We start from the raw sequence: 15,508 nt of genomic DNA, 5'->3' as shown, positions 1-15,508 counted from the left end.
ATACGTCCGAGAACGACGGAGGGCGCCCCGCTCGCGGGGCGCCCTCCGGTGTGCTGGTCAGAACTTGTTGCGCGGGGTGATGCCCAGGCTCATGCCGGACAGACCGCGCTGGCGGCCCCCGAGCTTGCCCGCGATGGCGCGCAGGGCCGCGCCCGCCGGGGAGTCCGGAGCGGCCAGGACGACCGGCCTGCCGTCGTCGCCGCCCTCGCGCAGCCGTACGTCGATCGGGATCGAGCCCAGCACCGGGACCGTGGCGCCGGTGGTCCTGGTCAGCCCGTCGGCGACCCTCTGGCCACCGCCCGTGCCGAACACGTCGACCATCTCGTCACAGTGCGGACAGGGCAGCCCCGCCATGTTCTCGACGACACCCACGATCTTCTGGTGGGTCTGGACGGCGATCGAACCGGCCCGCTCGGCGACCTCGGCGGCCGCCTGCTGCGGGGTGGTGACGACGAGGATCTCCGCGTTCGGCACCAGCTGCGCGACCGAGATCGCGATGTCGCCGGTGCCCGGGGGCAGGTCGAGCAGGAGGACGTCGAGATCGCCCCAGTACACGTCCGCGAGGAACTGCTGGAGCGCCCGGTGCAGCATCGGGCCGCGCCACACCACGGGCGCGTTGCCCGGGGTGAACATGCCGATGGAGATGACCTTCACACCGTTCGCCGACGGCGGCATGATCATGTTCTCGACCTGGGTCGGACGCCCGTCCGCGCCCAGCATCCGCGGCACGCTGTGGCCGTAGATGTCGGCGTCCACGACGCCGACCTTCAGCCCGTCGGCGGCCATCGCCGCGGCCAGGTTCACGGTGACCGACGACTTGCCGACCCCGCCCTTGCCGGAGGCCACCGCGTACACCCTCGTCAGCGAGCCGGGCTTGGCGAAGGGCACCTCGCGCTCGGCGGTCGTGCCGCGCAGCGCCGCCGCCAGCTCCTTGCGCTGCTCGTCGCTCATCACGTCAAGCGTGACCTCGACGCCGGCGACCCCCTCGACCCGGGAGACGGCCTCCGTCACGCGCTGCGTGATGGTGTCGCGCATCGGGCAGCCGGAGACGGTCAGATAGACCGTCACGGCGACCTTGCCGTCCGGGTCGATCTCCACCGACTTGACCATGCCGAGTTCAGTGATCGGCTTGTTGATCTCAGGGTCGTTCACCGTCGCCAGTGCTTCGAACACCGCGTCTTCCGTAGCCATACCGACGATGGTACGGCGCCTGCCACGGGCCCGTGGTAGCCCCGTCAACGGTCGGGTACGTCACTTCCCCGGTCCCCGGCGTACGGGAATAGATCACGGCGCTCCTCCAGCTCCCGCACCAGGTCCTGAAGCTCGGACCGGATCCAGTCGCGGGTGGCCACCTCGCCGAGGCCCATCCGCAGCGCCGCGATCTCCCGGGTGAGGAACTCGGTGTCGGCGATCGACCGCTCGTTCTGCTTCCGGTCCTGTTCGAGATTGACCCGGTCCCGGTCGTCCTGCCGGTTCTGCGCGAGCAGGATCAGCGGCGCCGCGTACGAGGCCTGGAGCGACAGGGCGAGCGTCAGGAAGATGAACGGGTACTCGTCGAACTTCAGCGAGGCCGGAGCGAAGATGTTCCAGGCGACCCAGACGAGGATCGTCAGCGTCATCCAGACCAGGAAGCGGCCCGTCCCCAGGAAGCGGGCGATCCGCTCCGAGATCCGTCCGAAGGCCTCCGGGTCGTACTCGGGCAGCAGCCTGGCCCGCCGCTCGCGCGGCTGGTCGAGCCGGATGCGGGGACCCGGCCGGTCCCAGTCCCGGTCACGGTCCCGCTCGCGGTCCCTGTCCCGTTCCTGGGTGCGCTCAGCGGCCATGCCCGGACCCCTCCTCGTGGAACTCGGTCTCCCGCCAGTCCTCCGGCAGCAGATGGTCGAGGACGTCGTCGACGGTGACCGCGCCGAGCAGCGAACCGCTCTCGTCCACCACCGGCGCCGCGACCATGTTGTAGGCGGCGAGATAGCTGGTGACCGCGGGCAGCGGGGTGTCCGGGCCCAGCGGCGGCAGATCGCTCTCCACCAGCGAACTGACCAGGGTGAACGGCGGATCGCGCAGCAGCCGCTGGAAGTGCACCGTCCCGAGGTACTTGCCCGTCGGCGTCTCGTCCGGCGGCCGGCACACGTACACCTGCGCGGCCAGCGCCGGCGACAGGTCCTGCTGCCGCACCCGGGCGAGCGCGTCCGCGACCGTGGCGTCCGGCCGCAGCACGATCGGCTCCGTCGTCATCAGACCGCCCGCCGTGCGCTCCTCGTACGCCATGAGGCGGCGCACGTCGGCCGCGTCGTCGGGCCGCATCAGGGTCAGCAGCCGTTCCTTGTCCTCCTCCGGCAGCTCCGACAGCAGGTCGGCCGCGTCGTCGGGGTCCATCGCCTCCAGGACGTCGGCCGCCCGCTCCTCCTTCAGCTTGCCGAGGATCTCGACCTGGTCGTCCTCCGGCAGCTCCTCCAGGACGTCGGCGAGCCGGTCGTCGTCGAGCGCCGCCGCGACCTCGGCGCGCCGCTTGGGGGAGAGGTGGTGCAGCGCGTTGGCGACGTCGGCGGGGCGGAGCCGTTCGAAGGTGGCGATCAGGTTCTCGGCGCCCTGACCGTGCTCTTCCAGGGAGAAGCCGGTGACCTCGGACCACTCCACGGTCAGCGTCTCGCCCTTGCGGCGCAGCGCCCCGCCCTTGCCGCGCCGGACGAAGACCCGGTCGATCTGCCAGTCGCGGCGGGCGGGCAGCTGCTGGATGGCGACGTCGAGGACGGTGACCTCCTCGCCCTCCTCGCCGCCGGGTCCGACGAGCCGCACGCGCCGGTCGAGGAGTTCGCCGAGGACGAGCCGCTCGGTGGGGCGCTTGTCGAAGCGGCGCATGTTGACCACGCCGGTCGTGATGACCTGGCCGGACGCCACCCCGGTGATCCGGGTCATCGGCACGAACACCCGGCGGCGGCTGAGCACCTCCACCACCATGCCGAGCAGCCGGGGCGGCCGGCGCCCGACGCGGAGCATGGCCACCAGATCGCTGACCCGGCCCACCTGGTCGCCCACGGGGTCGAAGACGGGAACGCCCGCGAGGTGGGAGACGAAGATCCGGGGGGCGCCTGACGCCATGCCACGCGCCTCCTCGGTGCCGCACGATTCGAGTCGTTCCAGAGCCATTGCTGAGCTTTGCCGGGTTCAGGCTAGCCCGTGCCGATCCTCCTCGCCCCGGCAGTGCCCCCGTACGGCTGCCGCCGGAAGGGCCCTCCGAGCCGGGTACGCTGCGGACTGCCGCCCTCCACCGGCGCGCCGGAGCCCTTCCGCCCGGCACACCAGAGCAGCGCGGACGGCCGTCGCCCGGCTCCTTCCGGGCGCCCCGGTCCGTCCCTCCACGAGCAGAAGAGGTAGCGCAGATGCCCGTTCGCGCCCCGTCGTCGCGTCTTGGCAGGTTGCTCGTGCCCCTGACGCTCTGCGCCGGTCTGGCCATGGGGCTCACGGCTTGCGCCGCCGACCCGGACGAGGGGACCAACGGGGTCGGGAAGCTCTCCGCGACCGAGATCGAGGGCAAGGCGCGGGCGGCGGCGGACACCGCGAAGGCGGTGCGTCTCTCGGGCACCCTGGTCGGCAAGGGCGGCACGTTCAAGCTGAACATGCGGCTCAGGCAGAACGGCGCGACCGGCTCCGTCACCACCAGGAACAGCACCTTCGAGCTGCTGCGGGTGGGCGACGCCCTCTTCCTGAAGGCGGAGGCGGACTTCTGGTCCCACGGCCCCTCGGGCGGCGGCACCCCGAGCACGTCGGACGCCGAGGCCGCGGGCAAGCTGGGCGACAAGTACGTGAAGGTCCCGCAGGACGACCCCTCGTACAAGCAGTTGCGGGGCTTCACCGAGATGGGGGCCCTCCTCGACGGGCTGATCGGGCTGCACGGCGAGAAGTTCAAGGGCGACCGGGACCAGATCGGCGGGGTCCGCACGGTCAAGGTGAAGGGCGGCGAGGGGGGCGAGGGCGGCACCCTCGACGTGGCCCTGGAGGGCGAGCCGTACCCGGTGCGGTTCGCACGGGGCGGGGGAGCGGGCGTCCTCGTGCTCAGCGAGTGGAACAAGGACTTCCCGCTCGCCGAGCCCTCGAAGGGGGAGACCCTCGACTACGGCAAGCAGCTGCCCCGCACCTGAGGAGCCGGTCCGCGCGGCGGAGCCGGTCGGCGGCCCGCACCCGGGCGCCCGTCCGTCCGCCGGGCGGGTCAGCGGCCCCGGCGCTTGAGCAGCAGCCTCGGCAGGCCCCCGGGGATCGGATCGCGGGTGGTGGCGGGGGAGGGCAGCGGTACGGCGGCCAGGGAGCCGTCCGGAAGCGCGGTCTCCACGCCGCTCGGGGCGAGCCGCAGCACCCGGCACTCGCGCGCCCAGCGGGCGGTCATGGCCTCGCCGTCGGGCGCGTTGAGCCGCTTGCCCTTCAGCTCGGCGACGGCCGCCTCCCAGGCTTCCGTGCCGGGGGCGAGTTCGCGCACGGCGGCCTTCCAGCCGACGATCCGGCCGCCCTTGTCCTTGCTGCGGACGGTGACTTCGGCCGTGCCGCCGTCGGCGAGTCCCGGCAGGGGCTGCTCGCCGGGTCCGTCGCCGACGACGAGGGCGGCCCCGTCGTGCCAGACGTGCCAGAGCGCGCGGGCCGGGCCGGTGCCCCGGACCCACACCAGGCCGGACTTCTTGGTGGCCTCCTCGACGAGGGCGGAACCGAGCAGCTCTTCAGTCATGGCCCGAAGCCTAGCCGCCGCCCGGTCCGCGCCTTCCGTACGCGAACCGGGCGGCGGTGTCCTCCGTACGCCGGGTTACAGCCAGCCGTTCCGCTTGAGGGTGCGGTGGATGGTGAAGCAGATGCCGATGATGGCGGTGAGCACCATCGGGTAGCCGTACTTCCAGTGCAGTTCCGGCATGTGGTCGAAGTTCATGCCGTACACCCCGCAGACCGCCGTGGGGACGGCGACGATCGCCGCCCAGGAGGTGATCTTGCGCATGTCCTCGTTCTGCGCGACCGTCGCCTGGGCCAGGTTGGCCTGGAGGATCGAGTTGAGCAGTTCGTCGAAGCCCACGACCTGCTCCTGGACGCGGGCGAGGTGGTCGGCGACGTCCCGGAAGTACTTCTGGATGTCGGGGTCCACCAGCCGCATGGGCCGCTCGCTCAGCAGCTGCATCGGGCGCATGAGCGGGGTGACGGCCCGCTTGAACTCCAGGACCTCGCGCTTCAGCTGGTAGATCCGGCCGGTGTCCGTACCGCGCGTGGAGCCTTTCGCGGCGGGCGAGAAGACGTCGATCTCCAGCTGGTCGATGTCGAGTTCGACGGCGTCGGCGACCGCGATGTAGCCGTCCACGACATGGTCGGAGAGGGCGTGCAGGACGGCCGAGGGGCCTTTGGCGAGCAGCTCGGGCTCGCCCTGGAGGCGGTGCCGCAGATTGCGCAGGGAGCCCTGGCCGCCGTGCCGGACGGTGATGACGAAGTCGGGCCCGGTGAAGCACATGACCTCGCCGGTCTCGACGACCTCGCTGGTCGCGGTCAGCTCGGCGTGCTCGACGTAGTGGATGGTCTTGAAGACGGTGAAGAGGGTGTCGTCGTACCGCTCCAGCTTGGGCCGCTGGTGGGCGTGGACGGCGTCCTCGACGGCGAGCGGGTGCAGTCCGAACTCGGCCGCGATACCGGCGAATTCGGCCTCGGTCGGCTCGTGGAGTCCGATCCAGGCGAAACCGCCGCTCTCCCGCACCTGGTGCATCGCGCCGCGCGGGGTGAGGCAGTCGCGGTCGTCGACCCGGCGCCCGTCGCGGTAGACGGCGCAGTCGACCACGGCACTGGAGGCCGAGTGGTCGCGGGTGGGGTCGTAGGCGGTGTACGCGGTGGGGGTCTTGCGCAGCGGGTGCAGCAGGCTCGGGCGGACGGCGGCTCGCAGGTCACGGATCATCGACATGGGCTTGCTCCTTCACACGGAGAGGCCGTCGAGACGAGCACGGCACAGCCCGGAATGGGGACGTGATCTTCTACGTCGTCCACAAAGCGGGTGGCACCGAAGAGTCGCGGTGACGGCGTTCGCTACTGGCAGGCAAAGGCGAAGATGCTCTTCCGTCGAGCGAGAAGCCGGAGCGCGGTCCGTGCGGACCTGTGATCACCGGAGGGAGCTGGGCACCGGGTTCTGGTGCGGGCCGGAAGAGCGGCTGGTACTACCCGATCGACTTCGGTCCATCGCAGCCCCACCTCCTCCAGCCGGTCCCCCGTAGGGGATGACGTGTGACGTGACGTCGGGAATCCGGGACCCCGACCAGCGGCCAAGAGTATCAGCCGACTGAGGGTCAATCCCTTACTTTGCCCGTTCCATACGCGCTTTATGCTCAACCCATGGGAGAAGTTCTTGCTCTGGTCGAGGCCCGGTTGCGTACGGCCCTCGGGGAACCGGACGCGCGCGCGGCGGTGACGTTCCTCGGCACGGACCGGATCGAGGTGCTCCGCTTCGTCGACGGCGGCCTCGTGCGGTACGCGACCCTCGGGATGTCCGCGCGGCCGATGGCCGATCCGACCGCCGTCCTCGCCGACCCGGTCGAGGGGCCGCGCGCCGAGCTGATCCTCACCGTACGGGGCGGGCTCGCCGACACCGACAAGGTGCTGCGCCCGCTGGCCGTCCTCGCCGCCACCCCGCAGGTCGAAGGGGTCGTCGTGGCCCCGGGCGCCTCGCTCGACGTGGGCGAGCCGCTCTGGCCGGGCGCCCCCTTCGGCTCCGTCCTGGTCGCCGAGTCCGGCGGTCTGGTGGAGGACCTGGAGCTGGACGAGCCGATGGACCCGGTGCGCTTCCTGCCGCTGCTGCCGATGACGGCCAACGAGGCGGCCTGGAAGCGGGTGCACGGGGCGAAGGCCCTGGAGGAGCGCTGGCTCGACCGGGGGACCGACCTGCGCGATCCCCTGCGCGGGCCGGTGGGGCTGGAACTGGACTGATCCCGGGGCCCGGGGCCGGCCGGGTGTACGGGTCCGGCCGGGGGCCGGTTTCGGCCAGGGGTACGGGCCCGGCCGGGTGTGCGGGGCCAGGTCCGGCCGGGGGCTCGTTTCGGGTCTGTCAGGGGCTCGGGCTCGGGCTCGGTTTCGGGTCCGGTGGCCGGGGGCTCAGTTCGCGAAGACGCCCACGCCGTCCTCCGCGGCGTGCTTCGGCGCCTGCTCCGCCGCCTCGTGGGTGAGGGAAGCGCGCCGCACTCCCACGATCACGGCGCCGACGACCGCCGCCGCGCCCGCCACCACGAACGGCATGTGGACATCGCTCCACTCCTCGATCTTCGGGGCGAGGAACGGGGCCGCCGCCGCGGCGAACCAGCGGACGAAGTTGTAGCCCGCGCTCGCGACCGGGCGCGGGGCGTCCGAGACGCCGAGGGCCAGCTCGGTGAAGACCGTGTTGTTGACGCCGATGAACGCGCCCGACAGGACCGTGCAGACGACCGCGGTGGTGTGGTTCCCGTAGCCCAGCACCACGACGTCGGCCGCGAGCAGCACCAGCGAACCGGCGAGCACGGCGAGGGAGCCGAAGCGCCGCTGGAGCCGGGGCGCGACCAGGACCGAGAAGACGGCGAGCAGCACGCCCCACGCGAAGAACACCGCGCCGGACTTGTACGGCGTCATGTTCAGGACGAACGGGGTGAAGGCCAGCACGGTGAAGAAGGCGTAGTTGTAGAAGAAGGCGGCAGCGGCGGCGGAGGCGAGCCCGCCGTGGCCGAGCGCCTTGAGCGGGTCGAGCAGCGAGGTCCTGCGGGCGGGCTTCGGCTGTTCCTTCAGGAAGACCGCGATGCAGAGGAAGCCGATCGCCATCAGCGCGGCGGTGCCGAAGAAGGGGTAGCGCCAGCTGGCGTTGCCGAGGACGGCGCCGAGGAGCGGCCCGCAGGCCATGCCGAGGCCGAGTGCCGATTCGTAGAGCAGGATCGCCGCCGCGCTGCCGCCGGCCGCCGCGCCGACGATCACGGCGAGCGAGGTCGAGACGAAGAGCGCGTTGCCGAGGCCCCAGCCCGCGCGGAAGCCGACGAGCTGGGCGACGGAGTCGGAGGTGCCGGCGAGGGCGGCGAAGACCACGACGAGCGCGAGCCCGGCGAGCAGCGTCCTGCGTCCCCCTATCCGGCTGGAGACGAAGCCGGTCACCAGCATCGCGACGGCGGTGATGAGGAAGTACGAGGTGAAGAGCAGCGACACCTGGCTGGGCGTCGCGTCGAGGCCCTGGGCGATCGAGGGGAGGATCGGGTCGACGAGACCGATGCCCATGAAGGCCACCACGGAGGCGCCCGCGGTGGCCCAGACGGCGGGCGGCTGGCGCAACAGGCCACCGCCCTCGGTGGTGCCCGTTTCCTCGTCGTCTCCTTGCATGCTGCGGCTCCTTCGGGTCGGGGTGCGGGGGGAACGTGCCTCGGGCCGGTGCCCTGGCGAGCACAGAATAAGTTAGTTCGGCTAACAAGTGCAACGTACATCTATATGAGGGGAGGGCGGCGAGTGAACGCCACGGGCCGGACGGGTGATCGTCGGTGATCGTCCTTGACGCGGGGCCCCGGGGGTAGGACCGTTGAGCCCTATGAGGGGCGAACCCAGTTGTCCGAGGTGCGGTGGCCGGGTCAGGGCGCCCGGACTCTTCGCCGACACCTGGCAGTGTGACGTGCACGGCTCGGTGCATCCGCTCCAGCCCGTCATCCCGCCCAGCGTCGAAGCGCTCTCCGTCGTCGTGCACCGGTCCCAAGTGCCGGTCTGGATGCCCTGGCCCCTGCCGGTCGGCTGGCTCTTCACCGGAGTCGCGTACGCGGGCGACGACCGCAGCGGCGGACGCGCGACCGCCGTCGCCTGCTCGGGCCCCGGCCCGCTCGGCGGCATCGGCGAGCTGCTCCTGGTCGCCGAGGAACTGGGCGTCGGCCTCGGCGCGCGCTACGCGGGCATCGACGGGCCCGACCCCGGCACCGGCATGGCCATCGACAAGCCCCCGCAGACCAAGGTCCTCGCCGCAGGCCGCCCCACCCCGCTCTGGCACGTCACCGGCACCCCGCAGGACCGCGCGGTCTTCGCCGGGGAAGCGCGCGGACTGTGGCTGTGGGCGATCGTCTGGCCCGAACAGTCGGGCCTCCTGATGTACGACGAACTGGTCCTCACGGACCTGCGCGACGCGGGCGCCGAGGCGGAACTACTCCCGTGCGGGGCGCTGACGCCGAGACTGCTGGGCTGACGCCGGGACCGTTGGGCCGGAGCCGCCTCCCGTCGGGCCGGAGTCGCCTCCCGTCGGGCGGGGTTCGGGGGCACTCGCTTGACGCCGGGACCTCCGGGCCGAGGCTGCCGGGTCGTGGCCGAGGGGCTGGGGTCGCCGGGTCGTGGCCGCCGGGCCGAGGCCGTCAGGCTGGGGTCCTCGGGGAGAGGCCGCCGGGCTGGGGTCCTCGGGTCGCGGCTGTCGGGTCGGGGGGCCGGGTCGGAGCTGTCGGGCCGCGGGGCGCCGGGGCGTGGCCGTTGGCCGCCGTCGCGTCGAGGGGCGCCGGGGTCGTTGGCCGTCGCCGGGCCGGGGTCGCGGACATCCCCTTCCGTTCCGTACAGGCGTGTTCGATTCGCCCGTTATGCTGAAGCGTCCCTCGTCCATGCCGAGTTCCTGGAGTTCCGCGTCGTGCGCATCGATCTGCACACCCACTCCACGGCCTCCGACGGCACGGACACCCCGGCCGAACTCGTACGGAACGCGGTCGCCGCGGGGCTCGACGTCGTCGCCCTGACCGACCACGACACCACGCGCGGCCACGCCGAGGCGATCGCCGCGCTTCCCGAGGGGCTCACCCTCGTCACCGGCGCCGAACTCTCCTGCCGGATCGACGGCATCAGCCTGCACCTGCTCGCCTACCTCTTCGACCCCGAGGAACCGGCGCTGCTCGCCGAGCGCGAACTCGTCCGCGACGACCGCGTCCCGCGCGCGCGGGCCATGGTCGGCAAGCTCCGGGAGCTGGGCGTGCCCGTCACCTGGGAGCAGGTCGCCCGGATCGCCGGAGACGGCTCGGTGGGCCGCCCGCACGTCGCGGAGGCGCTCGTCGAACTCGGAGTCGTCCCCGACGTGTCCGGCGCCTTCACCCCCGAGTGGCTCGCCGACGGTGGCCGCGCGCACGTCGCGAAGCACGAACTGGACCCCGTCGACGCGATCCGCCTGGTGAAGGCGGCCGGCGGTGTCACCGTCTTCGCGCACCCGCTCGCCGTCAAGCGCGGCCAAGTGCTGCCGGAGGCCTCGATCGCCCGGCTCGCCGAGGCGGGACTCGACGGCATCGAGGTCGACCACATGGACCACGACGAGGCGACCCGCGCACGGCTGCGCGGCCTCGCGAAGGAACTCGGGCTGCTGGCCACGGGCTCCAGCGACTACCACGGCAGCCGCAAGACCTGCCGCCTCGGCGAGTACACGACCGATCCCGAGATCTACGGCGAGATCACCCGCCGCGCCGCAGGGGCCTTCCCGGTCCCCGGCGCGGGGGGACCCTCCGCCTAGGGCCTGTCCTCCGGCCTCCCGCCCGGCCTCGTCCGGGCGGCGTCGGGGTGGTTGCCCGGGGTGCGTCCGGGTCTGGTCCGGGGTGTGGTCGGTTTCACGTCCTCACCCTGACGGGATCCCGGGTGTGGTGCGGGGTGCGATGCGTGATCGGGTGCGATCGGGATCGGACCGTCTCCGTGTCCCCTGCGAAGCGGAGCCGACACGGAGCCGATTCGGAGCCGACCCGGTCTGATCGATTCCGTCCGGTCTGGTCGGATCCGGGCCCGCGCCTCCGTCTCGGCCGGACCGGATCCACTCCCGGTCCGGGCCCGGCGCCTCCACCGGTCAGCACGGCCACCGCGCTGCTCCACCGAGCGCCGTAGCCGTAGCGGCAGCCACCGACGCCCCGCGCCCCACCCCGCGTACCCCCGCCGAACCGAGCCCCGCCCCCAAGCGGTCCGCCCGGTCGCGGCCCGCGCCGGAGCACCGCCCCTCGACTCCTTTACCTCCCGGTCCGCCCCCGTACGGCTCCGAAGCCGTGCGCGGGGTGGCGCTCCTCCTGCCCTGCCGACGGAATCCCGCATTCCGGTCCGGCAGGGAAACACTCCCCGTTCGACTCTCCCGCAAGGCACACCACCGTGTTCGACGCCGCCGTCTTCGGCTCGCTGTTCCTGACCCTCTTCGTCATCATGGATCCCCCCGGGATCACCCCGATCTTCCTCGCGCTCACCTCCGGCCGCCCGGCCAAGGTGCAGCGCCGGATGGCCTGGCAGGCCGTCGCCGTGGCCTTCGGCGTCATCAGCGTCTTCGGCATCCTCGGCCAGCAGATCCTCGGCTATCTGCACATCTCGGTTCCCGCGCTGATGATCGCGGGCGGTCTGCTGCTGCTCCTCATCGCGCTCGACCTGCTCACCGGCAAGACCGACGAGCCCAAGCAGACCAAGGACGTGAACGTCGCCCTGGTCCCGCTCGGCATGCCGCTGCTCGCCGGGCCCGGCGCGATCGTCTCGGTCATCCTCGCCGTGCAGCACGCCGACAGCGTGGCCACGCAGATCTCCGTCTGGAGTGCCATCGCCGCCATGCACGTCGTGCTCTGGCTGGCCATGCGCTACTCGCTGCTGATCATCCGGGTGATCAAGGACGGCGGTGTGGTCCTGGTGACCCGGCTCGCCGGCATGATGCTCTCCGCCATCGCGGTGCAGCAGATCATCAACGGCGTCACCCAGGTCGTCCAGGGCTCCTGACCCGGCCGGTCGCCCTGGCTCCGGACGCCACTGCGCCCCCGTGCGGATTCCGCTTCAGCGGAGTCCACGCGGGGGCGCGGTGCGTGGTGTGGATCTGACCTGTTACGACGCCGAGGTCTCGGCGGGGCGGATCCAGATGCGCTGGCCGACGGCCGCGGCCTGCTGCACGATCCGGTTGACGGAGGCGGCGTCCACGACGGTGCGGTCGACGGGCGTGCCGTCGATGTCGTCGAGTCGCAGGATTTCGAAGCGCACAGGCTTCTCCCTTCGTCTGAGTTGATCCTCCTGGACGGAGAACTGCGTTACATAGGGGTCCAACGAGCTTCATGCTGCAAACATTCCCTACGCTAAGGAAAATTTTCGGATGCCTAACTACTGACGGGTAAGCAGGCCTGGCGGCCGGGAGCCCCGCGACGGAGAATGAGCCCCGTATGAACGACGCAGACACCGCCCGGACGACCGGTACCACCGGCACCTCCGAGCCCTCCGAAGCCACTGATCCCGCCATGTCCGCCATGCCCGCCACTCCGGCAGAGACCGCAGAGACCGCAGAGACCGCAGAGGTCACAGCGGTCACAGGGCCTGCGGAGCCCTCCGTGTCCGCGGAGCCCTCCGAGACCGACGCCCGGCTCCGTGCTCTCGACGCGCGCCTTGAGCTGACCAACGAGCTTCTCCGGCGGATGCTGGCCGAGGTCGCGAAGACCCCCTCCACCCACGCGATCTTCGTCGATGCCGGATACGTCCACGCCGCCGCCGGGCTGCTCGTCACGGGGACCGAGGACCGCCGCTCCTTCGACCTCGACGCGGAGGGCCTCATCGAGGCCTTCATCGACAAGGCCCGCACGATCTTCGCGGACAGCCGACTGCTCCGCGTCTACTGGTACGACGGGGCCCGGCGCCGTATCCACACCCCCGAACAGCAGTCCATCGCGGAACTCCCCGACGTCAAGGTGCGCCTCGGCAACCTCAACGCCAACAACCAGCAGAAGGGCGTCGACTCCCTCATCCGCTCGGATCTGGAGTCCCTCGCCCGCCACCGGGCCATCAGCGACGCCGCCCTCGTCGGCGGCGACGAGGACCTCGTCTCGGCGGTCGAGGCGGCCCAGGGCTACGGCGCCCGCGTCCACCTCTGGGGCATCGAGGCCGCCGAGGGCCGCAACCAGGCCGAGGCGCTGCTCTGGGAGGTCGACAGCCAGCGCACCTTCGAGCTGGACTTCTGCCGCCCGTACGTCACCCGGCGGCCGGTCACCACGTACGAGAACGAGGGCGAGCCGCCGCCCTCCCGCGAGGAGGTGCGCTTCGTCGGCGCCCAGATCGCGGCCACCTGGCTGGGCGAACGCGGCCGTGACCGGCTCGCCGAGCTGCTGCCCGGTGCCCCCTATTTGCCGGGTCCCGTCGACCAGGACCTGCTCGTCGAGGCGGAACGCCTGCTCAGCCGCTCCCTGCGCGGCCACGCGGCGCTCCGGCGGGCCTTGCGCGACGGCTTCTGGCAGCACCTCAAGGCGCAGTTCTGATCCTCAGCCGAAGGTCCCGGCCGTCCGGGTCGCCGCCGCCCGCTCCCAGAAGAGCGTGAGCCGTTCGGCCAGCTCGCGCGGGTGCGACACATTGGGGGAGTGGCCCGCGCCCGCGACCACCGTGTGGTGCGCTCCGGTGCGGGCCGCCGTCGCGGCCAGGGCCGCCGTCGGCCAGACCGCCTCGTCCGCCCCGTACGCCACATGGATCGGCATCGGCAGCGCGGTCAGCTCGGCCGTGCCGTCCTCGCGGCTGAGCAGCAGCCGCCCCGCACCCGCCAGCTGGACGATCCGGGTGCGGGTCCAGCGGCGCCGCAGGAAGTCCGCGAGCTGCGGGGCGTCGTCCGCCTCCGGCTGCTCGCCCCGGCTGTCGAGACGGCACATGGCCTCCCACACCCGGTCCTTCGGCAGCACCGCGAGGGCGGTACGCAGCACCCGCACCCGGACGCGCTGCGGCCGGGCCACCCGGCCGGGGCCCGAGGAGAGCAGGGTCAGGGAGCGGAAGGCGTCGGGCGCGAGGGAGGCCGCCGCGCGGGCCACGAGCCCGCCGAAGGAGTGCCCGAGCAGATGCACGGGCCCGTCTCCGAGGGCGGCGGCCTGCGCCACGACGTCGAGCGCGAGCGCCCCGCGCCGGTAGGCGGCCCGGCCCCGGGGCCCCGGCGTCTCGTACTGCCCCCGCCCGTCCACGGCCACGGCCCGGTACCCGGCCTCGCCCAGCGGCCCGAGCAGCGCGAGGAAGTCCTCCTTGCTGCCGGTGTAGCCGGGCAGCAGCAGCACCGTGCCCCGCCGGACCCCGACCGGCTCGGCGTCGAGCACGGCGAAGTCACCGCGCGCGGTGACGAGCCGCCGGGCCCGGGTACGGGGCGGAAACGCGAGGGACCGGGGCTTGCTCATGCCTGGACTGTAACCGGAGGGAGGGCCGCCGGGGAGACGACGGGTGGGCGGGCTCTGGGCCGTCCACCACACCGGCCCTGACGGTGCCGGGGTCCGGCCCTGACGGTGCTGGGGTCCGGCCCCCTCACCGTGCCTTGGGCGGGCCCCTCTGGGCTGCGGTTCGCCCCTGACTGTGTAGAGGTCTGGCCCTCACCGTGCCGAGGTCCGGCCCTCGCTGGGGCGAGGTTCGCCCCTGACCGCGTCGAGGTCCGGCCCCGACTGTGCCGGGGTTCGCCCCTCGCCGTGCAGAGGTCTGCCCCTCACGGCGCCGAGGCCCGGCCCCCTTTTCAGGGGACCGGGCCTCGGTGGGTGCGGACGGGCGGTGTGTCAGCCCTCGGTCGGGGCCGCGGCCGCCTTCTTCGTGGTGCGGCGACGCGGGGCCTTGGGAGCCTCGGTCACCTCGGCGGCCGGTTCCGCGACGGCCTTCTTCGTCGTACGGCGACGGGGAGCGGCCTTCTTCGGCTCCGAGGCCTCGGGAGCCTCGGCGGCCACGGCGGCCTTCTTGGTCGTACGGCGACGGGGAGCCTTCGGGGCCTCCTCGGCGGCCGGGGCCTCGGCGGTCTCGACGACCGGAGCGGCCTCGGCGACGGCCTTCTTGGCCGTACGGCGACGCGGGGCGGCCTTCTTCGGCTCTTCCGCGGTCTCCGCGACCGGAGCGGCCTCGGCGACCGGAGCGGCCTCGGCGGCGACGGCCTTCTTCGTCGTACGGCGACGGGGAGCGGCCTTCTTCGGCTCCACCTCGGCGGCCGGGGTCTCGACGGCCTCGGCGGTCTCGACGACCGGCGCGGGCGCCGGCTCCGCGACGGGCGCGGTCTTGGCCGGGATCGTCACGATGACCGTCTCGGCGGCCGCGGAACCGGCCGGCGAACCGGCGGCCTTGCGGACCACCCGGCGGCGGGCGGGCTTCTTCGGCTCCTCCTCCACGACCGGCGCGGGCGCGGTCTCGACGACCGCCTCCACGACCGGGGCGGCGGTCTCCGGCGAACCGGCGGCCTTGCGGACCACCCGGCGACGGCGCGGGGCGGGAACCTCGGCCGTGACCGGGGCCTCGACGACGGGCGCCGGGGCCTCGACGACCGGAGCGGTCACGACCGGGGCGGCCTCGGCCACCGGGGCGGTCTCGGCGACGGCCTTGCGCGCGGTACGGCGGCGGGGGGCCTTCCGCGACTCCTCGGCGGCGGGGGCCGGGACCTCGACGACGGGCGCCGGGGTCTTGGCGACCGGCGAGGACTGCGCGGCGGCGTGCAGCGCGGCGGCGGCGGTCTCCACGGTCTGGAACGAACCGGTGTCCTCGGCCGGGCGGACCACCCGGGGGCGACGACGGCGCGGGGCCGGGGCCTGCTCCCGGGCGGCCGGGGCCTGGGCGACCGGAGCGG

The 15,508-nt window shown here is 72.9% G+C and carries 14 protein-coding genes and 1 pseudogene; 6 read left to right on the top strand and 9 right to left on the bottom strand.

Annotation, left to right across the window (positions count from 1 at the left end; all coding sequences use genetic code 11):
* Positions 1 to 57 precede the first annotated feature (57 nt).
* The 3 genes from BU197_RS22080 to BU197_RS22070 are packed head-to-tail and all read right to left on the bottom strand — an operon-like array spanning position 58 to position 3,096.
* Positions 58 to 1,191, bottom strand: coding sequence for an Mrp/NBP35 family ATP-binding protein (locus BU197_RS22080; protein WP_188270048.1), 1,134 nt, complete (start codon positions 1,189 to 1,191; stop codon positions 58 to 60).
* Positions 1,192 to 1,235: 44 nt separating this feature from the next.
* Positions 1,236 to 1,823 (bottom strand): DUF1003 domain-containing protein, encoded by a 588-nt coding sequence (locus BU197_RS22075; protein ID WP_188270047.1) that lies wholly within the window; start codon positions 1,821 to 1,823, stop codon positions 1,236 to 1,238.
* The gene (locus tag BU197_RS22070) at positions 1,813 to 3,096 is read right to left on the bottom strand and encodes a magnesium transporter MgtE N-terminal domain-containing protein (RefSeq protein WP_188270046.1); all 1,284 of its coding nucleotides are present in this window, start codon (positions 3,094 to 3,096) and stop codon (positions 1,813 to 1,815) included. The genes BU197_RS22075 and BU197_RS22070 overlap by 11 nt, the downstream gene beginning before the upstream one ends.
* 281 nt (positions 3,097 to 3,377) lie before the next feature.
* On the opposite strand from BU197_RS22070, the gene BU197_RS22065 reads away from it, so the two are divergent.
* Positions 3,378 to 4,136: a hypothetical protein gene (locus BU197_RS22065; RefSeq protein ID WP_188270045.1), complete on the top strand. Its 759-nt coding sequence runs from the start codon at positions 3,378 to 3,380 to the stop codon at positions 4,134 to 4,136.
* Positions 4,137 to 4,204: 68 nt separating this feature from the next.
* Here the strand turns inward: BU197_RS22065 and BU197_RS22060 are convergent, their stop codons facing one another.
* Together BU197_RS22060 and BU197_RS22055 are read right to left on the bottom strand one after the other, a co-directional pair.
* On the bottom strand, positions 4,205 to 4,711 hold the full coding sequence (locus BU197_RS22060) for a hypothetical protein (protein ID WP_188270044.1): 507 nt from the start codon (positions 4,709 to 4,711) through the stop codon (positions 4,205 to 4,207).
* 75 nt (positions 4,712 to 4,786) lie between these two features.
* Entirely contained in the window at positions 4,787 to 5,914 is a 1,128-nt protein-coding gene (locus BU197_RS22055; RefSeq protein WP_188270043.1) for a magnesium and cobalt transport protein CorA, read from the bottom strand.
* A 425-nt stretch (positions 5,915 to 6,339) separates the two neighbouring features.
* Between BU197_RS22055 and BU197_RS22050 the strand changes: the two genes are divergently transcribed.
* Positions 6,340 to 6,930: a suppressor of fused domain protein gene (locus BU197_RS22050; protein WP_188270042.1), complete on the top strand. Its 591-nt coding sequence runs from the start codon at positions 6,340 to 6,342 to the stop codon at positions 6,928 to 6,930.
* 165 nt (positions 6,931 to 7,095) lie between these two features.
* Here BU197_RS22050 and BU197_RS22045 read toward each other — a convergent pair whose 3' ends face one another.
* Positions 7,096 to 8,334: an MFS transporter gene (locus BU197_RS22045; protein ID WP_188270041.1), complete on the bottom strand. Its 1,239-nt coding sequence runs from the start codon at positions 8,332 to 8,334 to the stop codon at positions 7,096 to 7,098.
* Positions 8,335 to 8,536: 202 nt separating this feature from the next.
* Here BU197_RS22045 and BU197_RS22040 point away from each other — a divergent pair, with 202 nt between their 5' ends.
* The 3 genes from BU197_RS22040 (at position 8,537) to BU197_RS22030 (ending at position 11,688) form a co-directional block, all read left to right on the top strand.
* Positions 8,537 to 9,175 carry a DUF6758 family protein gene (locus tag BU197_RS22040; protein ID WP_188270040.1) on the top strand — a complete coding sequence of 213 codons (639 nt, stop codon included), beginning with the start codon at positions 8,537 to 8,539 and terminating at the stop codon, positions 9,173 to 9,175.
* A 426-nt stretch (positions 9,176 to 9,601) separates the two neighbouring features.
* Positions 9,602 to 10,465 carry a PHP domain-containing protein gene (locus BU197_RS22035; protein ID WP_188270039.1) on the top strand — a complete coding sequence of 288 codons (864 nt, stop codon included), beginning with the start codon at positions 9,602 to 9,604 and terminating at the stop codon, positions 10,463 to 10,465.
* Between the two features lie 617 nt (positions 10,466 to 11,082).
* Entirely contained in the window at positions 11,083 to 11,688 is a 606-nt protein-coding gene (locus BU197_RS22030; protein WP_188270038.1) for a MarC family protein, read from the top strand.
* Positions 11,689 to 11,790: 102 nt separating this feature from the next.
* On the opposite strand, the gene BU197_RS22025 is transcribed toward BU197_RS22030, so the two are convergent.
* Positions 11,791 to 11,943, bottom strand: a complete 153-nt coding sequence (locus BU197_RS22025) for a hypothetical protein (protein ID WP_188270037.1) — start codon at positions 11,941 to 11,943, stop codon at positions 11,791 to 11,793.
* A 425-nt stretch (positions 11,944 to 12,368) separates the two neighbouring features.
* Here BU197_RS22025 and BU197_RS22020 point away from each other — a divergent pair, with 425 nt between their 5' ends.
* Entirely contained in the window at positions 12,369 to 13,202 is an 834-nt protein-coding gene (locus BU197_RS22020; RefSeq protein WP_188270085.1) for an NYN domain-containing protein, read from the top strand.
* A gap of 3 nt (positions 13,203 to 13,205) precedes the next feature.
* Here BU197_RS22020 and BU197_RS22015 read toward each other — a convergent pair whose 3' ends face one another.
* Both BU197_RS22015 and BU197_RS22010 read right to left on the bottom strand, forming a co-directional pair.
* The gene (locus tag BU197_RS22015) at positions 13,206 to 14,093 is read right to left on the bottom strand and encodes an alpha/beta fold hydrolase (RefSeq protein WP_188270036.1); all 888 of its coding nucleotides are present in this window, start codon (positions 14,091 to 14,093) and stop codon (positions 13,206 to 13,208) included.
* A 366-nt stretch (positions 14,094 to 14,459) separates the two neighbouring features.
* A pseudogene (locus BU197_RS22010) lies at positions 14,460 to 15,508 on the bottom strand (DEAD/DEAH box helicase); the annotation flags it as partial.

Origin of the sequence: Streptomyces sp. CBMA291 (assembly GCF_014596525.1) — a bacterium.
GTDB lineage: Bacteria > Actinomycetota > Actinomycetes > Streptomycetales > Streptomycetaceae > Streptomyces.
Note: the sequence above shows the minus strand (reverse complement) of the source record. Positions and strands in the feature narration are given on the sequence as shown.

Excerpts from the sequence above, each read along its gene's own strand:
- BU197_RS22080 (WP_188270048.1), bottom strand. The coding sequence starts at position 1,191 with ATGGCTACGGAAGACGCGGTGTTCGAAGCACTGGCGACGGTGAACGAC.
- BU197_RS22075 (WP_188270047.1), bottom strand. The coding sequence starts at position 1,823 with ATGGCCGCTGAGCGCACCCAGGAACGGGACAGGGACCGCGAGCGGGAC.
- BU197_RS22070 (WP_188270046.1), bottom strand. The coding sequence starts at position 3,096 with ATGGCGTCAGGCGCCCCCCGGATCTTCGTCTCCCACCTCGCGGGCGTT.
- BU197_RS22065 (WP_188270045.1), top strand. The coding sequence starts at position 3,378 with ATGCCCGTTCGCGCCCCGTCGTCGCGTCTTGGCAGGTTGCTCGTGCCC.
- BU197_RS22060 (WP_188270044.1), bottom strand. The coding sequence starts at position 4,711 with ATGACTGAAGAGCTGCTCGGTTCCGCCCTCGTCGAGGAGGCCACCAAG.
- BU197_RS22055 (WP_188270043.1), bottom strand. The coding sequence starts at position 5,914 with ATGTCGATGATCCGTGACCTGCGAGCCGCCGTCCGCCCGAGCCTGCTG.
- BU197_RS22050 (WP_188270042.1), top strand. The coding sequence starts at position 6,340 with ATGGGAGAAGTTCTTGCTCTGGTCGAGGCCCGGTTGCGTACGGCCCTC.
- BU197_RS22045 (WP_188270041.1), bottom strand. The coding sequence starts at position 8,334 with ATGCAAGGAGACGACGAGGAAACGGGCACCACCGAGGGCGGTGGCCTG.
- BU197_RS22040 (WP_188270040.1), top strand. The coding sequence starts at position 8,537 with ATGAGGGGCGAACCCAGTTGTCCGAGGTGCGGTGGCCGGGTCAGGGCG.
- BU197_RS22020 (WP_188270085.1), top strand. The coding sequence starts at position 12,369 with ATGCTGGCCGAGGTCGCGAAGACCCCCTCCACCCACGCGATCTTCGTC.
- BU197_RS22015 (WP_188270036.1), bottom strand. The coding sequence starts at position 14,093 with ATGAGCAAGCCCCGGTCCCTCGCGTTTCCGCCCCGTACCCGGGCCCGG.